Genomic DNA, 20,116 nt, shown 5'->3' on the forward strand with positions numbered 1-20,116 from the left:
GCGGGGAACTGCGCGACCAGCCCGCACGCCCCCGCACCCGACAACGGCGCTACCCGCGAAGCGCCCAACCGACATCCCTGAGCAGCGCATGACGCCACCCGGCCCGGTCGTGCCCCGACGCGGACCGGGACACCCGCACGGTCGCCCCGGCCCGCTTTACCAAGCCCTCGGTCACCTCACAGTGAGGCAGCATCCGGTCCTCGTGCTCCCCGACATCGAACGCGACCCATAGCCCCGACAGATCGGCCCCCTCCCGCAGCCGCTCGGCAACCGCGCCACCGACCGGCCCGCCCAGCGGATCGGCCGACCCCTGGGCATCCGGTGCCCACCAGAACGACCCCGACTGACAGGCGACCCGCGACACCAGCTCGGGGAACTCCAGCGCCGCGTACACCGCACTCAGCCCCCCGAGACTCTGCCCGGCGACCACCAGCCGCTCCAGGTCGGCGGTGACGCCCGACTCCGCCACCAGCGGCATCAGTTCGTCGCGCACCGCCTCCCACAACTCCGGCCGGCACGTGAACTCCGCCGCCCGGTCCTTGGCGGGCAGGAAGATCAGCGTGACCGGCGGCATGTCACCAGCGGCCACGGCCGCGTCGAACGCGGTCACGGCCGGATGCAGATACAGCCAGTCATCCCCGTCGAGCAGCAGCACCACCGGCCCGCCGCCCCCCGCCGGATGGACCCGCACCGTGCGCCGGCCGCCCAGCCGCTCACTGGCCCAACGAATCCGCGCCCGCGGCACGGGCAGCACCGCATCGGCCCGGAGGAGGGGCCAGTGCGGCTGCTCCGGGGCGTCCGGCGTCGCGGCGATGGAGCGTTCGCCGCCCGCCCCTGCCGGGTTGAAGGGGTCGGCATGGGAGACGTCCCCCGCCACGAACCGATACGTCACCCGCAGCCGCGCGGGCATGCGCACCTCGGCGTACCAGCAGTCCGTGTCCTTCCAGCGCCGCAGGGCAACCGGCTCCGACCAGCTCTCGAACTCGATGGTCACCGGCGACGACCCGCGCCACAGGAACAGGGTCACCCAACCGCCGCCCTCGGCGGGCACCGATGAGGGCGCCCCCACAACGGCCCAGAACGCGTCACTGCCGGGCTCGCCCGGCAGCCCGAACCCGGCGAACGCGTCCTGACTGTCGGCCGCGGCCACGCGCATGAACGTCTCCTTGTGAGAGGGAAGGGCCAAAGGCTAAGCTCCGTCAATTAGGCGAGCCTAACCTAATCTTGGCCCTCCGAGGAGGCACCGCACATGAGCACCAACCCCTTCGACGACAACGAAGGCCGTTTCCTGGTCCTGGTGAACGACGAGGGCCAGCACTCCCTCTGGCCCTCCTTCGCCGAGGTGCCCGGGGGATGGACGATCGCCTTCGCCGAGAACACCCGAGAGGCATGCCTGGAGTACGTCGAGACCCACTGGACGGACCTGCGCCCCCGGTCCCTCGCCGCGTCCCAGGACGCCTGATCCCGCCGATGCTGTGCACCAGGCTGACCAACGCCCGCTTCCTCACCATGGATCCGGACCGTCCGGTCGCTCATGACCTGGGCATCTGGCAGGGCCGGATCGCGGGCCTCGACGAGGCCGTGACCTCCCTGCCCGCCCGGGAGGTCGTCGACCTGCAGGGCGCCACGGTGCTGCCGGGATTCATCGACTCCCATGTCCACCTCGCCTGGACCGGGTTCAAGCAGAACACCCCGAGCATCGCGGGCCGTACCCGCATCGACGACGTGCTCACGGTGGTGGCCGAGGCCGTCGCCCGCACCCGCGCACCAGGCGACTGGGTGAGCATCGCCGGCTACGACCAGCGGGCCCTGGGCCGCCACCTGACCGCCGCCGACCTCGACCGGGTCAGCGACGGACGCAGGCTCTACCTGCTGCACGACTCCGGGCACGGCTGCGTGGTCAACACCGCCGTCCTGGACCAACTCCCCGCCGACATCCCGCACGAGAACGGCTTCCTCGCCGAGCAGGCCATGGGCGCCGCCCGCGCCCTGCGCCTGCCGCACTCCCAGGAGGACTTGGCCGACGCGATCGGCCGCGCCGCCCGCACCTGCCTGGCCGAGGGCGTCACCGCCTGTGCCGAAGCGGGCATCGGCGGCACCCTCTTCGGCCACAGCCCCGTCGAACTCGGCGCCTACCAACTCGCCCGGGACAAGGGCCTGCTGCCGCTGCGCGTACAGCTCATGGTGTCCGCGGACCGGCTGCGCCCGGTCACCGCGCACGAGAGCGACGGCATCCCGCGCGCCCTCGACCTCGGCCTGCGCACCGGGTTCGGCGACGACCGGCTCTCCGTGGGCGCGCTGAAGATCTACACCGACGGCGGCATGATGGCCCGTACGGCCGCACTGACCAGCCCGTACGAAGGGCTCGACCACGCCGGGCAGTTGCAGGACGACCCGGACGTGCTCACCGACCTCATCGTGGACGGCCACCTGGCCGGCTGGCAGCTCGCCGTGCACGCGATCGGCGACCGCGCGGCCGACGTGGCCCTGGACGCCCTCGAACGCGCCCAGCGCCTGCGCCCCCGCCCGGAGGCCCGCCACCGCATCGAACACGCCGGTCTGATCCGGCCCGACCAGCTCCCGCGCTTCGCTCGACTCGGCGTCACCGCCGTCGTCCAGCCCAGTTTCCTGCGCTGCTTCGGCGACGACTACGCCTCGATCATGGGCGAGGAACGGGCACCCTGGATGTACCGGGGCCGGGCCTTCCTGGACCACGGCATTCCCCTGGTGGGCAGCTCCGACCGGCCGGTCGCCGACGGATCACCCCTGCGCGCCGTCCAGTTCATGACCGAGCGCGCCTCCACCTCCGGGCAGCTCATCGGCCCGGACGAGGCCGTCACCGTCGACCAGGCCCTGCACGCCTACACCGTCGCCGGCGCCCGCGCCTGCCACTGGGAGGACCGCCTGGGCAGCCTCACCCCGGGCAAACACGCCGACCTGGCCGTCCTCGGCGACGACCCCCGGCGCGTCGACACCTGGCGCATCGGCGACATCGAGGTCGTGGAGACGTACGTCGACGGCCGCCCGAGCCGTCCGCGCGCCTGATCCCCGGTCCGGAACCGAGGAAGGAACCCCTTGACCACGGCCACGCCGCGCCCTGCGTCGCTGCCGCGCGCACTTGTCGCACCGGCGCCCCCCCGCGCGCACCGCCCGCCCGGACGAGGCCGACGCCCTCGCCGCCCTGTCCCGGCCCTTCGTGCGCTCGGGCGCGCTGCGCGAACGCCCCGTCTCCCTTTACGCCGCCCACGCGGCCGACTTCCTGGTGCTGGAGGCCCCTGACGGAACTCTCGACGGCTGCGTGGGCCTGCGCGCGTACCCCGCGGACACGCGGGAGGGCTGCGAACGCGCGGGCGTGGTCTACAACTTCTGCGTGGCCGCGCACCGGCAGGGGAGCGGAGCGGGAGCCGGACTGTTACGCGCCGTGCTCGCCACGGCACGCGCCCAGGCGCTCGACGCCCTGTTCACGGCCACCACCGGGAGCGGCGGACTGTTCCTCCGCTACGGCTTCACACCCACGACCGCGCACCGCGCGCCGCGGCCCTGGGCTCAGTCCCTGGACCCGCGGCGCGACGCGCAAGTCCTGGTCAGGACCTGGTGACAACGTCGGGAACCACGGTGGTGCCGGGGCTGGTCCCGGCGAGCACACTGCGCAGCACCGCGTGCGGCACGCGCCCGTCCACCACGTGTGCCTTGCGCACCCCGCCGCGGACGGCCCGCAGGCACCCCTCCATCTTCGGCAGCATCCCGCTCGCCAGCCCTGGCAGCAGTTCGTCCAGCGCACGGGCCGTCAGACGCCCGATCACCTCGGTGCTGTGCGGCCAGTCGGCGTACAGCCCCTCGACATCGGTGAGCATCACCAGCCGCTCGGCGTCGAGGGCGACGGCGAGGGCCGCCGCCGCGAGATCGGCGTTCACGTTGTAGACCTGCCCGTCCGCGCCGCGTGCCACGGGGGAGACGACGGGGATGTGGTCCTGCTCCAGCAGCGCGCGCACCATTACCGGGTTGACGTCCACGACGTCGCCGACAAGACCGATGTCCACCGCCCGGCCGTCCACCCGGGCCGGCCGCCGCACGGCCGTCATGGTGTGCGCGTCCTCCCCGGTCAGGCCCACCGCGAAGGGCCCATGGGCGTTGATGTGACCGACCAGGTCCCGCTGGACGCGCCCCGTCAGCACCATGCGCACCACGTCCATGGTCTCGGGTGTGGTCACCCGCAGCCCCGCCTCGAAGCGGGTCTCCAGGCCGAGCCGGTCGAGCATCGCGCTGATCTGCGGCCCGCCGCCGTGCACGACGACCGGGCGCAGGCCGGCGTGCCACAGCTCCACGACGTCCTGGGCGAAGGTGAGTTGGAGCTTCGCGTCCACCATGGCGTTGCCGCCGAGCTTGACGACGACCACACTGCCCCGCAACTCCTCGGGCCAGGGAAGTGTCCCGTCGAGCGGACCCCCGTCACGGGCGGCAGTCACGGTCACGCGGTCACTCCGTTTCGTGGCGGGGGCCGGGCACGCCTGGGCCAGGGGTGAGCTCGAGTTAGCTTAGCCTAACCTTAGTGGAGTGGCGGGCGAGGTGTGGCAATCTGTTTGATCAAGTGGATTTCTCCTCGCAGGGGCACGCTTGGTCATCCCGGCATGCGACCGATTCACGCCAGCGTGCCGACTGTTCTCCACCTGGAATGAGGGGACAGGCAGTCTCTGATCAGGCCCATTCCTGCCCTGTGGTGAGAATGGGAACCTGGCGGGCTGACGCCTTGCCGTATGACGGGTGCCTGAGTACCGTCCTCAATTGTCAACAGAACCGGAAGAATCTCAACGACCGCTCTGGCGTCGCGACGAGCCGCACGACATCGCGCCGGCACCTGTCACGCCCGGTCGGGACGTGTGCCGGTCTCGTGACTCGCCGAATCCACCTCTGACGGCGTGTGTCCAAGTCACCGACCTGTTCGGTAGATGAGGAGTGAGCAAGGATGCGAAGACACCCTTTCCGCACGGCACTCAGCATCACGACCGCGGTCATTCTGGCTTGCGGCGCAGCAGCGTTCGGACCGGTTGCCCCGGCCTCCGCATACTTCGGCGAGGCCGAGATCTCGCCGATCGAGAGCGACATCAGCGCGAAATCCTGGGCGAGCGTCGATGTCAGCAGTGGGGCGTCCACCGCTGACCTGGCGATCGACCAGGACGACAAGACCGCGTGGTTGGCGGATGGCACGTCCGCGAACCAGTGGCTGACGCTCGATCTGGGCGGCGCCTACGACAACGTCAGGAAGGTCGAGGTCGTCTTCCCGGGCACGGGGGCTGCCTACCAGTACTTGGTCGAGTCGTCCGCGGACGGCGACAGTTGGAACGTCATCGCCGACCACTCGGACAACCACCGGCCCGCCCGCGGCTCGGTCGACCTCTTCACCCGGCCGGGGACGAGATTCGTGCGGGTGACGTTCACGGGAGCCTCACCCGGCGCAGCCTTGGGCATCAGCGAACTCAGCGTCTACAACTATCTGCGCGACGACCTGATCCTCGGCGCCGATGCCTCCTGGGTGGACAACGACGTCGCCGAAGGACGCAGATACTGGGTGAGTCCGACCGAGGAGGACCCAGGCGCGGGTCCTCACCTGCTCGACGTGCTCCAGGACCGTGGAGTCGAGTACCTCCGGCTGCGGGTCTTCAACGAGCCTCGCAGCGAGTCCTCAGGCGACGTACTGGACGTCCCGTACCAAGGCCCGGAGCGTTCACTCAAGGTCTCCAAGTGGGTCAAGGCCGAACGGGACTTGGGCCTGGGGATCGACTTGCACTACGCGGACTCGTGGGCCGACCCGGCCAAGCAGCCGAAGCCGCGGGCCTGGGCCCAGCTGAAGTTCGACGACCTGACCCAGGCGGTGTACGACTACACCTACGACTACGTCGCACGGTTGATCGAGCAGGGCACGACGCCGGACAAGGTCGCGATCGGCAACGAGATCGTCAATGGCTTCATGTACGGCAGTGAGGCGGCGTTGATCGGCACCACTGATCCGGCGTACTTCCGGAACAAGCCGGAGATCTACCAGTCACAGCCCGGCGGTGGCCTGTTGTGGAACTACTGGGGCTCCGACGACCCGGAGGAGCAGCGGCTCTACGAGGAGGCGTGGGACCGGTTCACGACGCTGTCCGCTGCGGGGATCCGCGCGGTCCGCGACGTCTCGGCCGACCAGGGCGAGGACATCGACGTCGAGACGCACATCATCATCGGCAAGGACAGGGGCGCCAAGACGCTCGAGTTCTGGGACCAGTACCTGACCCGGGTGAAGGCCAAAGGCGCCGCCCCGGACGTTCTCGCCCACTCGTACTACCCGCAGTACCACGGGTCGCCCGACCACTACGAGCGCAACATCAATGCGGTGGCGGCGGCACACCCGGGGTACAAGATCGAGATCGCCGAGACCTCGTACCCGGCGTCGGGCGGCGGCGGGGCCCCGATGCCCGACTCGACCTACCCGCGGACCGTTCAGGGTCAGGCGGACGCCCTCCAGCGCGTGTTCCGGATCGCCAACGACATCCCGAACAACCAGGGCTTGGGCGTGCTGGCGTGGGAGCCGGCGAGATGGCAGTCCTTGTTCACCGCCGTACCGGGCATGCCGCGCACCTGGGAGCCGAACGCGTCGATCGACATCTTCACCGAGAGCCGGGCGTCCCACGCAGTGGAGGACACCGTGTACACGTCCGCACTGGTCAGCGACGAGGTGGTGCTGCCGGGTTCAGTGCGGGTGCTGACCATGGCCGATGGTTCGACCGAGTCGGTACCGGTGAAATGGGACCCGGTACCGGACGGCGCCACCGACAAGGCCGGCCGGCTCACGGTCCACGGCTCGACCGAGCACGGTCCGGTGACGGCGCTGATCGACGTGGTCGCATCGTATGCCGGCCTCGACTGTGACCGGGTGATCACCGGTCGGCATGCCGGGCCGTTGACGGTGACCGAGGGCGTGACCTGCCTGGACGGAGCGACGGTGTCGGGCCCGGTGTCGGTGCGTGCCGGTGGCTCGCTCCAGGTGGACGGTGCGACGATCGCAGGCCCGGTGCGGGCCGACGGCGCGGCAAAGGTGGTGATCTGCGACAGCCGGGTTTCCGGCCCGGTGACGTTGTCCGGGACCTCGTCGGTGACGATCGGCAACCCGGTGCTGGGATGTGCCTCGAACAGGATCACCGGCCCGGTGACGGTGACGCGGACGCATTGGTGGAACGTGATCGCCGGGAACACGATCAACGGCCCGCTGACGTGCAGGGAAAACGCTCAGCCACCGGTGAACAACGGATCGACCAACACGGTGAGTGGGCCGAAGGCGGCGCAATGCCGCGACCTGTAGCGATCTGACGTCCGGCTGTTCCGAGGCGCCGGCGGGCCGGGCCGGGAGACCGGCCCGCCGGCTCGCGGGACCAGCAGCCCGGCATCTCCGGTCCTGCTGAGGTAACGCAGCGTTCCCTCGCGGCTGTGTCGTCCTGCGCGCGGCGCGAGGGTGTGGCTGGTGGTCCCCGGGATGTGAATCGTGGGACGTGACTCCTGGCCGGGCATCTCGCTGTCTCCTGGTCCTGTCTTACTCGGCCAGCTGGGCGTACAGCCCTGCCAGGTCGCCGGCCAGGCCCGCCTTGACCTGCCGCGAGATGTCGTCGGCGAGCACCTCGTACGCACCCGACTCGACCCCGTCGAGGGCGAGTGCGGCGACGTCACGAGGGTCCGACTTGGGTGCGTCGACGTCCGCCGCCAGGTCCGTGTCGACGTATCCGACGTGCAGTCCCGTGACGGCGATGCCGCGCGGCTGCAACTCCAGGCGCAGGGAGTTGGTCTGCGACCACAGGGCGGCCTTGGAGGCACTGTAGGAGCCGCCGAGGGCCAGCCAGGAGAGTACTGAGTGCACGTTGAGGATGTGGCCGCCGCCGTTGCGCTCGATGACCGGCACGAAGGCCCGGGAGAGAAGCAGCGGGCCGTAGAAGTTGGTCTCGAACTCCCGGCGTACGTCGTCGACCGGGGAATCGAGGAAGGAAGCGCCGACCGCGGCACCGGCGTTGTTGATCAGCACGGTGACGTCCCGCGCCTGTGCGGCGGCCGCCGCCACGGAGGCCGGGTCGGTGACCTCCAGCGCCACCGGGACCGCGTCGGGGTGCGTCACGCTGCGCGGGTCGCGGGCCGTGGCGTAGACCTTGGCGGCTCCACGCGCGTACAGCTCTTCCACCAGCGCCTTGCCGATGCCCCGGCTGCCGCCGGTGACGAAGACGTTCGCGCCTTTCAAAGCGGTCATGACTGCCTCCACGAAAAGTCGGAAACCGATCGGTTTCCACGACAGTAAACCGATCGGTTTTCAGGCGCAAGTTCGGCCTGCTCTGCGTACCGGCTGCCGCCACGCCTCAATGACGGGTGGAACCGGGAGGCCCCTAGCTCGGGCTTGCGTGCGGAAACCGATCGGTTTACAGTGGTGAAACTGATCGGTTTCTCGTCATGGAGGCGGGCGAATCCCGACCCCGAACCACTAGGAGCACGGATGACTTCCGCGCGCGACGCCGAGGGGCAGCCGTCGAGTCCCCGGCTCCCGGCGAAGCTGGCCGCCCACCCGTCGGTACAGGCCGTACTCGCCCGGCGCGGGGCCGGTGACCCGGCGCGCCCGCCCGCGGTGATCGACGCGGCGTGGCTGCGCGAGCTGTGCCTGGCGGCCGGTGCGGACGACGCGGCCGCGGTGAGCCTGGACCACCCCGACCTGGCCGGCGAGCGCGAGCATGCGCAGTCCGCGCTGCCCGGCACCCGCACCCTGATCGCGATGGCGGTCCGGATGAACCGTGACAACTGCCGCTCCCCGGCCCGCAGCGTGGCCAACCAGGAGTTCCACCAGACCGACGAACAGGCCAACCATGCCGCGCGCAGTGTCACCCGGGCGCTCCAGGACGCCGGCTACCGCGCACTCAATCCATCCGTCGGCTTCCCCCAGGAGATGGACCACTTCCCCAGTGAGCGCATCTGGGTCCTGGCACACAAGACGGTCGCGGTGGCCGCCGGGCTCGGCGTGATGGGCCTGCACCGCAACGTCATCCACCCGAAGTTCGGCAGCTTCATCCTGCTGGTCACCGTCCTGGTGGACGCGGAGGTGAGCGAGTACGGGCAGGCGCTGGACTACAACCCCTGTATCGACTGCAAGTTGTGCGTCGCCGCCTGCCCGGTCGGCGCCATCGCCAAGGACGGCGCCTTCGACGCGCTGGCCTGCACCACGCACAACTACCGCGAATTCATGAGCGGGTTCACCGACTGGGCGCAGACCGTGGCCGACAGCGAGGACGCCGCCGACTACCGCTCCCGGGTCACCGATTCCGAGAGCGCCTCCATGTGGCAGAGCCTGAGCTCGCCCCCCGGCTACAAGTCCGGCTACTGCCTTGCCGTCTGCCCCGGCGGCGAGGACGTCCTGGGCCCGTACCTGGACGACCGCAAGACGTTCATGGACACCGTGCTGCGACCGCTCCAGGACAAGAAGGAAACCCTGTACGTCCTGCCGGGCTCGCAGGCGCAGGAGTACGCCCAGCGCCGTTTCCCCCACAAGCCCGTCAAGGAAGTCACCGGCGGCTGGCAGCCCCCGGCGAAGCGTCCCGCCTCCACCGAGCGAGCCAATGCTGACCCGCCCTGTCCGGCAGATCATGACCATGGCAGCGTGTGTCCGTGAGTTACAGCATCTTCCTGCTTCGCTTCGTCGACGGTGAGGTCGTCGCGTTGGACGCCGAACGGTTCCGGCGGATGACGGAGCCGTACGTCGTGGCGGGCGGTCCTGAGGAGGGCTTCTCCCAGCTCCGCGCGGAGGACGGGGGTGAAGCGGATGTCTACCACGAGGCCCACGGCGACCGTGGGATGTCGTGTGTGACGGCTACGCACTTTGCCCGTGGCGCGATGCTCGGCGTGCTTGCCCGGCTGGGGGCAGCGCTCGGAGCCTCGATCGTCCCCCAGAGCGGTGGCGCAATGATCTTTCACGAGGAGGAGCGCCGGCATCTTTCTCCGGAGCTTCAGGGGGACGCGGTTGTCATCGCTCCCACGGCGGAGGCGTTGCAGGCGGTATTCGACGCGCGCTGAGCGTTTCCGCCCCCTGCCGGGGTGCCGATTCTGGTGCCGTGGACGACGTAGGCGCGCTTGTTGTGACGGGTCGCGACAGCCCGGGAGTTCTTGAGCCGGTTGATGGTCCGTTCGACGTCGATCATCTGCGGGGCATCGCCCCACTGGACCGGAGTGTTCAGCAGGGCCAGCGGACGGCGCCCGCCCTTTCCGGCGAGATGAATCCAGCTGCCCACCATCAGCCGGGATCCACCGTGGAAACCGATCAGTTTTCATTGTGCCGGGATCGAGTTAATCTCGCAGCATGACCACAGAAGTGAAGCCAAGCCCGAGGGAGCGGCTGCTGGAGGCGGCGGCCACGCTCACCTACAGAGGCGGCGTCGGTATCGGCGTCGAGGCGCTGTGCAAGGCGGCGGGAGTGTCGAAGCGCTCCATGTACCAGCTGTTCGAGAGCAAGGACGAACTGCTCGCGGCGAGTCTGGAGCGGCGCACGTCCGCCTACGTGTCGGCACTCCTGCCCGCGGCGGACGACGACCGTTCACCCCGGGAGCGGATCCTGCACGTCTTCGAGCAGGTGGAATCGCTGTCGGGCGCGCCCGAGTTCTACGGCTGCCCCTTCCTGGCCGCGCAGATCGAGCTCAAGGACCAGAACCACCCCGCGAGCCGGGTCGCCCACGGCGTCAAGGAGAACCTGACCGCCTTCTTCCGCGCCGAGGCCGAGCAGGGCGGAGCGAGCGATCCCGGTCTGCTGGCCCGGCAGCTCAGCCTGGTCTTCGACGGCGCCAGCGCCCGCGCGGGCATCGGGGCGGACAAACTGACGGGCCTCATCGCGCCCACGGTGATCACCCTGCTCGACGCGGCGGGCATGCGCTGACGCATCGCCCCCGGAACGCCTCCCCACCGCCCGTCGTTCGGGGAAAGCCCCATAGCCGCAAGAGCGTTGCCGGGCATGCAGCAGGCGAAGAAGCTCGCGGTCCGGTCGGCATCGGCACCCAGCGGCGGGTGCACGGTCTTCCAGATCCTCATCCACCGGCCCGGACGACCTCGCCGATCAGGCGGTCGCCCTTCGCCTCGGCGGCCGCCACGGTGACGTATCCGCGCATCGGCGTCAGGAGCGTTTCGGGACGCCTCGAGATCAGCTGCATGTAAGCGTTCATCATGGACTGGAGGGCCCGCTCGCCGTCCTCCGCCCCGTCGGCCGCTGCCTCGAAAGCCAGGCGAGTGTCCTCCATGCTCCGACCCGCCTGGCGATCGCCGCGCGTATGACGCTCTCGCGCCTCTCCTGCGCACTGACCCTGCCCATGCCGTCGTTATCCCCGCCTGAGCTTGCATGCCGGAAACCGATCGGTTTACAGTGCCGGAAACCGATCGGTTTTTTCAAGCGATGTGGAGTGCATGATGACGACAGAACGGCCGGTGGCACTCGTGACGGGTGCGTCATCCGGCATCGGGAAAGAATCCGCGCTCGCACTGGTCGCAGCGGGTTTCGACGTGGTCGGCACAAGTCGCGACACCGCCCGAGTCACCCCGCTCGACGGTGTGACGCTCCTCGACCTCGACGTGGCCGACGACGCCTCGGTCGCCGCCGCGGTCCAAGAGGTGAGCGAGCGGTTCGGGCGGATCGACGTCCTGGTCAACAACGCCGGCGTCGGCTCGATGGGTGCCGCGGAGGAAACCTCCGTCGAGCAGGCCCAGGCCGTCTTCGATACCAACGTCTTCGGGGTCATGCGCATGGTGACGGGAGTCCTGCCGTACATGCGCGCCCGGAAACGCGGGCGCATCATCAACATCTCGTCCGTACTCGGATTCATGCCCCAGCCGTACATGGCCGTGTACGCCGCCTCCAAGCACGCGATCGAGGGCTACTCCGAATCCCTGGACCACGAGGTCCGTGAGCACGGCGTCCGGTCGCTTCTCGTGCAACCCGCCTACACCAGGACCGGATTCGAGGCCAACAGCGCGAAGCCGGACACACCCCTGCACGCCTACGCGAAGCAGCGGCAGATCGTCGACCGCGTCATGGCGCAGGCGATCAGGGACGGCGACGCGCCCGCCGTCGTCGCCGAGGCGATCGTCGCGGCGGCAACCGACGCCAGGCCGAAGCTGCGCTACACGGCCGGCCCCACGGCCGGACGCGTGAGCACACTGCGCCGGCTCGTTCCCGCCCGGGTCTTCGACCAGCAGATCCGCAAGATCAACCGCCTGGCCGGCTGACGCACAGACTCACCCGGAGACGGCTACGGCGGTGGCCGCCCAGAGCATGAGCCTGTCGCCGTACTGCACCGACGCCGTCAGCCTGATGGCCGCGGCGGCGCGGGCTCAGGGCGACATCCAGGTGTTCGTCGACATCTCCGAGTACGAGCAGTCGTTCATGACCTTCGACAAGATGACCGCGCCGGAGGAGGAGCGGCGCGCGTGACTCGGCGAGCTCACTGGCCGACGGTGAACTGCGCCTGCCCTTCGGCGACCACCGGCTCGCACCCATCGCCGGTTACGACGTCGCGGGACTGTGCGCGAAGACCCTGGCCGACCCGGCGCCGCACATCTCCAAGTCCTACGCGCTCACCGGCCCGGAGCTGAAGGACATGCACGGGACCTGAAGACCCTGACCCGGATCATCGGCCGTGGAGGATACGGCGGCGTCACCGACGAGCTGGAAACCCTGCTCGGGCGCCCGCCCAGAACCGTGCGGTGGGCACTGGAGAACCCCCCGCGCATCCGCAAGCTGGCGGCTGCCTGAGTCGCTGGGCGCCCGGAGCAGAACAGGGACGCCACGCCGGAGTCCTCCTGGTGGGGCCTCACCGCTGCTCGGCCGATGTGCCGGCCCGGCGGGCCGGGTCGTAGGCGCGGAGGAAACCGCACATGCCCAGCGTCTGTCGGGAAGGCTGGGCGATACGCGAGATCTCCGCGCTGAACAAGTGGTCGAAGCGGCGCTGCCGCAGTGCGTCGATCTGCCGCAATGCCGTGTGCGCGGCGGCCAGCGCCCCGTCGCTGACCGTCTTCTCCCAGGTGTCCAGGCGGGGTTGGACGAGACGCACCGCCGACGCGCAGAAGTCCTCGTACGCCGAGCGGTTTCCTCGCTGCCACTGCCGCTTCAGTTCGGTGAAGCCCGCGATGGCCAGATCCCTGCGAGCTTGCGCGCGCTCGTGGCCGGGGCTGCCGTCGGCGTCGAGGAGTGAGGCCGCGTCCGGGTAGGTCTCGGGCGACAGGTACTCGGGCGGGAACGTCATGACCGCGTCGCCTGCCTCGGGGAGACCGCTGTTCTGCATGACGACGATCACGCGCAGGTCCCCGTCGTTGATGGCTCGGTGAATCGTGCCGGGGGTGAACCAGACGACGTCTCCGGGATGCAGCTCGGTCGTCGTATGGCCCTTGTAGTTGAGGGTCTCCAGTCGGCCGCGGCCGCTGACGACGACGTAGCACTCCGCGCAGGTGAGGTGCATGTGCGGCGAGCCGCCGTGTTCGTCGTCCGCTGTCGGCCAGGGGTACACCTCGAGCTGGCTGAGCCCCACGGCTCCGGGGAAGTCGGGGAGTGAGGTCACAGCGCGAACTCCTGTGCGATCGCTTCGAGTTCGTGGCGGTCCACCATGCGGTCGAGGAACACGAAGCGGTGGTTCAGGCGCAGCGTCTCGCCGGGTTCCAGCTTGATCTCCGTGTCGAAGGCGGGCGAGGGATTGAGGCAGGCGAAGGCGCTGGTGCGGGCGAACCACGTCAGCGGGGTGGAGGCGCTGGTGGTGCCGGCATACGCGAGGACCGTGGCGCCGCCGTCGAGCTCGTCGTGCTCACCGGTGATGGCAGCCCAGGCGCCCCGGGTGCCCATGACGGTGTCGCCCTCGTGGCCCCCGTCGGCGATGACGTCCGCGCCGGTCCAGGCCCGGGGCCCGCGCCAGAAGAGCCCTGTGTAGCCGGCATCGGGGCGGCCGTGTGTGGTGGGGCTGCCCATCTGCAGGGGTTCGTGGTGCACGTTCATCAGGGCGGTGGTGAAATCAAGCGCCCAGACGCCGTCGCCGGTGTCTGCGCTGTGGAAGCGGAGCGTGCGCGTCTCGTCGATCCACACCTCGTCCCGGGAGGAGATCCAGTCCAGGCCCTGGACGAGGGACACCTCGCTGCCGCCGAGGTCCTGCGGCTCGAAGGCGCGGTGGACCTGCCGGCCGTGGTTCTCCCGCCAGACGTAGCCGTGGCCGGGCGCGCCCCGTTGGAAGGTCGGGCCGCCCCAGAAGTTGTCGCCGGACAGATGCGACCAGGTCATCTGCAGGCCCTTGTGCCAGCGGTGGTCCCAGGGCCGGTAGACGCCCACGGGCGCACCGGAAAGTGTCTTCAGCGGGTGGAGATACGGCTTGGGGGATTCCTCGACAGGACTGTCCGGCCGGTAGACGTACGTGGCGAGGTCCGTGCCCGCGGCCGAGACCACGCACTGGGTTCCGGCGGCGTCGTGGTCGATGCGGAAGTGGGTGTCAGACACCGGTCTTCTCCTTGGCGGCGTTGTCCCGGGCGGCGCTGGGGCGACCGCTCATGGAGTGGTAGTAGGGGCTTGCCGGGGTGATCATGTCCGGGGTGACGGGACGTCCGGTCCGCGCCGACTCGTACAGGGCCGCGATGAAGGCCAGGACGCGGCGGCCGTCGTCGCCGCTGGCCTCGGGGCGTTGTCCGGCGCGCAGGGACTCCAGCAGTACGCGCAACTGCGCGGCGTGGGAACTGGCTTCGTCGTCGGGCGGTGCCCCGAGTTCGGCGGCGGTCGCGCCGGCCCGGTGCGGGGCGGGAGTCCATGTCCAGTGGGAGTTGTCGTAGCCGTAGAGGTGGGACAGCTCGACGGTGGCCTCGGGGAAGTCGAAGCGCAGGTAGCTGGTCTCGCGGGGGGAGAGGAGGCTGTTGACCATGGACACCATGGCGCCGTTTGCGAAGCGGACCATCGCCATGGAGACGTCCTCGGTCTCCACGTCACGGGCCAACGTGCCCATGGCGGCGCGGACTTCGGTCCATTCGCCCATCAGGGACAGCATGAGGTCCATCTGGTGGATGCCATGGCCCATGGTGGGCCCGCCGCCCTCGGTCGCCCATCTGCCGCGCCAGGGGACCTCGAAGTAGGCGTCGTCGCGGTACCACAGGGTGTGGCAGACGCCGACCAGGGGAGCGCCGAGGCGGCCGGTGCGGATGTGCTCCCGCAGGGCCCGGGCGGCGGACCCGAACCGGTGCTGGAAGACGTAGGAGACGTACGGGCCGCCCTCGCGCTCGTGGGCGGCGACGGCGTCGTACTCGGCCACCGAGAGGGTCGGAGGCTTCTCGCACCACACCGACGCGCCGGCGTCCAGACAGGCTGTGATGGCCTCGCCGTGGGCGATCGGGGGCGTGCAGACGATGACCAGGTCCGGGTGCTGCTCCTGGAGCATCCGGTCGAGGCTGTCGTAGGAGGCTGGAATGCCCCAGCGGGCGGCGAAGGCCTCGGCGCGCCGCAGGTCGACGTCGACGACGGCGATGACGGTCGCCTCGCCGCTCTGGGCCTGGACGGCGGGCATGTGGCAGCCGTCGGCGATGTTTCCGGCGCCGACGATCACCACCCGCGCGGGCTGGCTGTACTCGGTCATCTGGCTCTTTCGTGGAAGCTCGGGCGGTGCCTGGGCGCGGCACTGGGGGTCGGCAAACCGCTGACGAAGAAGGTCGGTTCGAGCTGTTGCCCAAGGCGTGCACGCGTGGCCGTGCGGTCGAGGGGAACGGCACTGTCGGATGAACACGGCTCTCGTCGACATGAACGAGGCGGCAGGCCGAACGTAGTGAACGATCACCATTGTGGTCAAGAGTTGCGCAGTGATCGTTCACATTCTGCGTGACGTCCTACCGGGAAGACCGGGGGACGGCGGGATTCAGCGGGGGGAGACCGGACCGCTCGACCCTCGCGGCACGAGGTGGAACAGATCCGTGACCACGGACTCCGGCTCGGGCTCGCCGCGCAGAAGAGCGAGCAGCGACAGCATCGACTGGCGGCCGACTTCTTCCTTGTTGATGTGCACCGTCGAGATGCTCGGAGAGAAGTATCGGGTGAACTCCTCGTCGTCCCAGCCGAAGACGCTCATCTCCTCGGGCACTCGCACACCGCGGTCCTGGAAGCCGCGGAGCACTCCCAGGGCGACATAGTCGTTGGCGGCCAGCACGGCCGTCACGCCGGAATCGGCGGGCAGGTCCCGCGCGGCCTCGTAGCCGGAGCGCACGGACCAGTCGCCGTCGACGACACCGTAGGACTCAAGGCCCAGTCGCTCGATCGCCTCCACGTAGACCGCCCGCCGGTTGCGTGCCGAAGCCCAGTCCTGCGAGCCGGCGACGTGGAGGAACCGGCGGTGTCCCTGGTCGGCGAGGTGACGCAGGATCTCCTCGGCGGGCCGTCCGTCGGCCAGCCGTCCCCGGGACTGGAGGTTGTCGTCGTACTCGCCCAGCACCACCACGGGCCGCTGACCGGCGCCCTGGCCGCCGGCGAGGTCCCCCAGCGGCACGAGCGACAGCACCCCGTCCGCCTGCCGGGTCTCCAGCAGGGACAGCACGCTGCGGGCGCGCCGCGACTCGCCGCCCTCCAGCCCGACGACGTCGGTCATGTACCCGGCCTCGTGCGCCGCAGCGGAGGCCCCCCTCAGGAGAGGGATCGGAACAAAGCCACTCAACTCGGGCAGCACGATGGTGATCCGATGGGACCGCTGCGTGCGCATCGACCGCGCCATGAGGTTGGGCCGGTAGCCCAGTTCGGCGACGGCCCGCTCGATCCTGGCCCGCGTCGCCGGCTTCATGCCGCTGTCGTTCTTCAGGAACCGGGACACGGTCTGGTGCGACACGCCGGCCCGCTCGGCGACCTCCCAGATGGTCGGCCGCTTCCTCTCCGGGGTGGAGGCCGCCCCTGGGCCGGAGGCCTTCGCGGCGGGCCGACCGGCCTTCCGTACCGGCAGAGGACGCCCCGCCTGCTCGCACAGAAACTCCAGCAGTTCCGCGCCGGATGCCTCCGCGGGCAGCCCGTAGGCACCGGCGAAGGCCGCGACCCGCGGCGCGAGGTCGTCGACGCGCACCAGGCCACGGGCGGCGGCCTCGGCGACGAACGTGCCCGTACGGGCCGCGTCGGCACGGTCTTCCAACAGGTCGACGACGGTACGCGGCACGGTCGTGACGGGCAGCCCGTCGACGACGGTGATGTCCTCGGCGTCCGTGCGCGCGCGGTGCAGCACGACGGTCTCGTCACGCGTGGTACGGCGTGACGAGACCGTCAGCTCCACAGGGTCGTGGGGCCGGCCGCCCAGGCCGTGCACCGCACACGCGGAGGTGTGGGAGACGACGCCCGACCCGGGCCCGTCGGTACGGCGGTCCCGCGCCGGGGTCCCGGGATCCAGCCGCAACCACGCGACCTTGATCCTGAGGTGCTCCGGCGGGGGAGAGGCGGCCAGGCGGTACACCCCGTGGCCGACGCTCTCCAGCGCCCCGGACCGCTCCAGCCGCAGGAGCTGGACCCCCTGCACGCCGTCCAGCTTCGCCTGGGCGGTGGTCACCAGACCCCATTGGCCGGCGGCCCTGGCGTCCAGAGCCCGCAACACGTCGGCCTGACTCATTCAGCAATCATTACACAGGCACCCTGCGCCGTCTTCACCCGCGTGTACCGCTTTCCGGCCTCGCGGGGGAGGGGCGGCGGGAGGGCGGCTACCTGGGCTGGAATTCCCAGACCGTGTTCGCGTCCTGCGTTCCCGTGTTCCACTTCGCCTCATCCGCGGAGTTCCCGTACAGGTACGCCCTTCCCGTGTGGGTGTTCCTGACGCGCAGCCCGCCGGCCGCGACCCCTTCCAGGTTCCAGAGCGAGGCGTCCGAAACGGTGCCGGTGTTCCAGACGACGTTGTTGTCGGTGGCGCCGGCTTCCAGATAGAAGCGTCCCGATCGCACGTTCTTGATGGTCCAGGATCCGGATGAGTCCTTGGCGACGATCCAGTCCTGGTCGTCGTACGTGGTCGCGGACGAGAGGATGACCGCACCCTCGGCGTCGGTGTCGAGGTACTTGCCCGAGGAGGTGTTCCTCAGCTTGTACCGCGCGCCGCTGACGAGGTAGGTGACCCGCACGCATTCGCCGGCCGCCAGGGCGATGACGGTGTCCCCGGACCCTGTGCCGTACGCCTTGGTGCCGGACTTCACCCAGTTGTCGTTCGCGTCGTACTGGCCGGTTTCGACGGACCGTACGACGCCGATGGTTCCCGGCAGTGTGAACGTGGCCTGGGTCGTGGTGGCGAAAGCGAACTCGGCCGCACCGCGCCTGACGCCGAATGCCTGCGCACCGCTCGATGTCGTGAACGTGATGTCGACGCCGCCCACGGGCTTGGTGGTGGTGGTGCCGGCGGTCGCGCCCCGGTTGAACGTCTGCAGGTCGGTTCCGCCGCGTTCCACCGGAAGCTTGCCGGCGAGGTCCCGCTGGATCTTGTTCAGCACGTGGTTGAGTCGGGCGACCTTGTCCGAGACGGCCTTGCGGGTGACGACCTTGGTGGTGGGGTTGAAGTCGTACAAGCCGTAGTTGCTGCTGCCCGTGCTGGAGTCCGGGTCCAGGGCGGCGTACAGGTTGAAGGCGGTGTTGCCGGCGATGCCGTTGAACTTCTCGACGTCCGCTGCCGCGGTTCCTCCGAAGTTCTCCATGATCATGGGGAAGTTCTTCCCCTGGGCCCAGACGGCGTCCCTCCCGTAGTTGTAGAGCGTGTCGAGGCCCGTGGTGTAAGGGTCCTTCCCGAAGAAGTCGATGGTCGACGTTCCTTGGGCCCTGAGGGCCTCGTTCTCGGCGACCGGCACCGTGTCCCCGCTGCCGGCGATGTTGACCCGGGTGTACACCGAGTAATCCGACTGCTTGATCACCTGTCCCAGCTGGGTCAGGTAGTCCAGCAGCACGTCCTTGCGGAACTTCGACGCGTCGGTGTACCCGCCACTGTTCCACCTGTTGGTGCTGTAGGTGCTGTAGCTCCGGTCGATGGACGAGCCGCCTTGCTGCTTGGCCACGTTCGGTTCGTTCAGCACCTGGATGCCGACGACGGTGTGAGCGGTGTCGGCGGACGCGAGGTGGGCCATGAGCCGGCCGAGTACGTACTTCTCCCGGGCGAGCAGGTTCGGATCGGTCTTGTCCAGGAGAGGGTTGCCGTTCAGGGTCAGCTTGGTGCCGTCGGACCTCACCACGCACTGGTAGTCGTTCATCACGTAGGCCGGCATCCGGGCCGCCATGGACGAACCGGTCGATTCATGGCCGAACCACAGGAGTTCCAGCTTGAGGCCGTACTCCCCGCACCAGGCCAGGTACCGGTCGATGTCGGTCCAGTCGAAAACATCCTTCGAGGTCTCGACCTTCGACCACCAGATCGGGATGTTCACCACGTTGAACCCGTCGTCGCGGATCATCCCGAGCACCGGCTTCAGCTGGGCGTCCGTCCAGCCGAACGTGTACTTGTGCTTCTCGTACCGGAACTGGACACCACTGTGGAAGAAGGGCTTCCCGTCGGCCATCAGCACGATCTTGTCGTACGTGGACCTCGATGTGTCGACGTAGGACACCACGGTGCCGGCCGCGGCGGCCCGAGGGAGGCCGCCGACGAGGTTCAGTGCCATGCCCCCGAGGGCTGCCGCCCCGCTCGTGGCGAGAAATCTGCGGCGTGACCAATGGCCGGTGTTCGACTGCATTGCACTACCTCCGTGTCAGGTGAACTTCTGCCGGATAGTGAACGATCACGATTGAGGGTCGATGGCACCCGTCAGGAACCTTCGCAGCAGGGGCGTCGGGCGCGCAGCGCGATCGAGCCGACAGGCGATGGCGGGGCCCTGGCGATCAGAGGTTGACTGAAACCAACGATGGCGCACATAAGACTGGCTGAAACGCTTGTGTGTCAATGGCGTGAACGGGAGAAGTTTCGTCGCAGCTCAGGGCGAATGGCTCCGGCCGTGCCGACGGGGCCCACCGTGAAGTGAACGATCACCCCCAGACCTCTTGACCGCCCGGGTGAACGATCACTACGTTGCCCCTGCTGTTGTCGGACACCTCATCCTTCCCGGTACTTCGTGGCTTTTCTGTGCGGCCCTCGGG

General features: G+C 69.5%; 18 protein-coding genes and 2 pseudogenes. 9 read left to right on the forward strand and 11 right to left on the reverse strand.

All coding sequences use genetic code 11. The features are described 5' to 3' along the window. Positions 1-49 precede the first annotated feature (49 nt). Positions 50-1,156: an alpha/beta hydrolase-fold protein gene (locus ACIRDU_RS09875; RefSeq protein ID WP_403576576.1), complete on the reverse strand. Its 1,107-nt coding sequence runs from the start codon at positions 1,154-1,156 to the stop codon at positions 50-52. Positions 1,157-1,249: 93 nt separating this feature from the next. Here ACIRDU_RS09875 and ACIRDU_RS09880 point away from each other — a divergent pair, with 93 nt between their 5' ends. The 3 genes from ACIRDU_RS09880 to ACIRDU_RS09890 all read left to right on the forward strand — a co-directional run bounded on the left by ACIRDU_RS09880 (position 1,250) and on the right by ACIRDU_RS09890 (position 3,598). Then, a complete protein-coding gene (locus ACIRDU_RS09880; RefSeq protein WP_031107701.1) occupies positions 1,250-1,462 on the forward strand; it encodes an MbtH family protein in 213 nt (70 codons plus the stop codon). Between the two features lie 8 nt (positions 1,463-1,470). Next, positions 1,471-3,045, forward strand: coding sequence for an amidohydrolase (locus ACIRDU_RS09885; RefSeq protein ID WP_403576578.1), 1,575 nt, complete (start codon positions 1,471-1,473; stop codon positions 3,043-3,045). A 73-nt stretch (positions 3,046-3,118) separates the two neighbouring features. Continuing rightward, entirely contained in the window at positions 3,119-3,598 is a 480-nt protein-coding gene (locus ACIRDU_RS09890; protein ID WP_403576580.1) for a GNAT family N-acetyltransferase, read from the forward strand. On the opposite strand, the gene argB is transcribed toward ACIRDU_RS09890, so the two are convergent. Beyond that, positions 3,585-4,466, reverse strand: a complete 882-nt coding sequence (gene argB, locus ACIRDU_RS09895; protein ID WP_403577365.1) for an acetylglutamate kinase — start codon at positions 4,464-4,466, stop codon at positions 3,585-3,587. The two genes, ACIRDU_RS09890 and argB, sit on opposite strands and share 14 nt — an antisense overlap. 497 nt (positions 4,467-4,963) lie before the next feature. Between argB and ACIRDU_RS09900 the strand changes: the two genes are divergently transcribed. Then, positions 4,964-7,336, forward strand: a complete 2,373-nt coding sequence (locus ACIRDU_RS09900; protein WP_403576582.1) for a glycosyl hydrolase 53 family protein — start codon at positions 4,964-4,966, stop codon at positions 7,334-7,336. 68 nt (positions 7,337-7,404) lie between these two features. Here the strand turns inward: ACIRDU_RS09900 and ACIRDU_RS09905 are convergent. Beyond that, a pseudogene (locus tag ACIRDU_RS09905) lies at positions 7,405-7,542 on the reverse strand (alpha/beta hydrolase); the annotation flags it as partial. A gap of 22 nt (positions 7,543-7,564) precedes the next feature. Further along, a complete protein-coding gene (locus ACIRDU_RS09910) occupies positions 7,565-8,266 on the reverse strand; it encodes an SDR family oxidoreductase (RefSeq protein WP_403576584.1) in 702 nt (233 codons plus the stop codon). 240 nt (positions 8,267-8,506) lie between these two features. Between ACIRDU_RS09910 and ACIRDU_RS09915 the strand changes: the two genes are divergently transcribed. Both ACIRDU_RS09915 and ACIRDU_RS09920 read left to right on the forward strand, forming a co-directional pair. Then, positions 8,507-9,670, forward strand: a complete 1,164-nt coding sequence (locus ACIRDU_RS09915) for a 4Fe-4S binding protein (protein WP_403576586.1) — start codon at positions 8,507-8,509, stop codon at positions 9,668-9,670. Then, positions 9,667-10,071 carry a hypothetical protein gene (locus tag ACIRDU_RS09920; RefSeq protein WP_403576588.1) on the forward strand — a complete coding sequence of 135 codons (405 nt, stop codon included), beginning with the start codon at positions 9,667-9,669 and terminating at the stop codon, positions 10,069-10,071. The genes ACIRDU_RS09915 and ACIRDU_RS09920 overlap by 4 nt, the downstream gene beginning before the upstream one ends. 32 nt (positions 10,072-10,103) lie before the next feature. On the opposite strand, the pseudogene ACIRDU_RS09925 reads toward ACIRDU_RS09920, so the two are convergent. Beyond that, a pseudogene (locus ACIRDU_RS09925) lies at positions 10,104-10,304 on the reverse strand (hypothetical protein); the annotation flags it as partial. A 50-nt stretch (positions 10,305-10,354) separates the two neighbouring features. On the opposite strand from ACIRDU_RS09925, the gene ACIRDU_RS09930 reads away from it, so the two are divergent. Then, positions 10,355-10,924, forward strand: coding sequence for a TetR/AcrR family transcriptional regulator (locus ACIRDU_RS09930; protein WP_403576590.1), 570 nt, complete (start codon positions 10,355-10,357; stop codon positions 10,922-10,924). 148 nt (positions 10,925-11,072) lie between these two features. On the opposite strand, the gene ACIRDU_RS09935 is transcribed toward ACIRDU_RS09930, so the two are convergent. Beyond that, positions 11,073-11,282 (reverse strand): hypothetical protein, encoded by a 210-nt coding sequence (locus tag ACIRDU_RS09935; protein ID WP_403576592.1) that lies wholly within the window; start codon positions 11,280-11,282, stop codon positions 11,073-11,075. Between the two features lie 166 nt (positions 11,283-11,448). Here ACIRDU_RS09935 and ACIRDU_RS09940 point away from each other — a divergent pair, with 166 nt between their 5' ends. Both ACIRDU_RS09940 and ACIRDU_RS09945 read left to right on the forward strand, forming a co-directional pair. Next, positions 11,449-12,264: an oxidoreductase gene (locus tag ACIRDU_RS09940; protein WP_403577367.1), complete on the forward strand. Its 816-nt coding sequence runs from the start codon at positions 11,449-11,451 to the stop codon at positions 12,262-12,264. Between the two features lie 31 nt (positions 12,265-12,295). Beyond that, positions 12,296-12,469 (forward strand): hypothetical protein, encoded by a 174-nt coding sequence (locus tag ACIRDU_RS09945; RefSeq protein ID WP_403576594.1) that lies wholly within the window; start codon positions 12,296-12,298, stop codon positions 12,467-12,469. A 379-nt stretch (positions 12,470-12,848) separates the two neighbouring features. Here ACIRDU_RS09945 and ACIRDU_RS09950 read toward each other — a convergent pair whose 3' ends face one another. The 5 genes from ACIRDU_RS09950 to ACIRDU_RS09970 all read right to left on the reverse strand — a co-directional run bounded on the left by ACIRDU_RS09950 (position 12,849) and on the right by ACIRDU_RS09970 (position 19,644). Further along, positions 12,849-13,592 carry a cupin domain-containing protein gene (locus ACIRDU_RS09950; protein WP_403576596.1) on the reverse strand — a complete coding sequence of 248 codons (744 nt, stop codon included), beginning with the start codon at positions 13,590-13,592 and terminating at the stop codon, positions 12,849-12,851. Further along, the gene (locus ACIRDU_RS09955) at positions 13,589-14,512 is read right to left on the reverse strand and encodes a PmoA family protein (protein ID WP_403576598.1); all 924 of its coding nucleotides are present in this window, start codon (positions 14,510-14,512) and stop codon (positions 13,589-13,591) included. The genes ACIRDU_RS09950 and ACIRDU_RS09955 overlap by 4 nt, the downstream gene beginning before the upstream one ends. Beyond that, entirely contained in the window at positions 14,505-15,632 is a 1,128-nt protein-coding gene (locus tag ACIRDU_RS09960) for a Gfo/Idh/MocA family protein (protein WP_403576600.1), read from the reverse strand. Before ACIRDU_RS09960 ends, ACIRDU_RS09955 begins: the two co-directional genes overlap by 8 nt. Before the next feature lie 276 nt (positions 15,633-15,908). Continuing rightward, positions 15,909-17,627, reverse strand: a complete 1,719-nt coding sequence (locus ACIRDU_RS09965) for a substrate-binding domain-containing protein (RefSeq protein ID WP_403576602.1) — start codon at positions 17,625-17,627, stop codon at positions 15,909-15,911. Between the two features lie 88 nt (positions 17,628-17,715). After that, entirely contained in the window at positions 17,716-19,644 is a 1,929-nt protein-coding gene (locus ACIRDU_RS09970) for a DUF4978 domain-containing protein (RefSeq protein WP_403576604.1), read from the reverse strand. Positions 19,645-20,116: the final 472 nt, after the last annotated feature.

The sequence above is a fragment of the Streptomyces sp. NPDC093598 genome, assembly GCF_044764825.1.
Classification (GTDB): domain Bacteria; phylum Actinomycetota; class Actinomycetes; order Streptomycetales; family Streptomycetaceae; genus Streptomyces.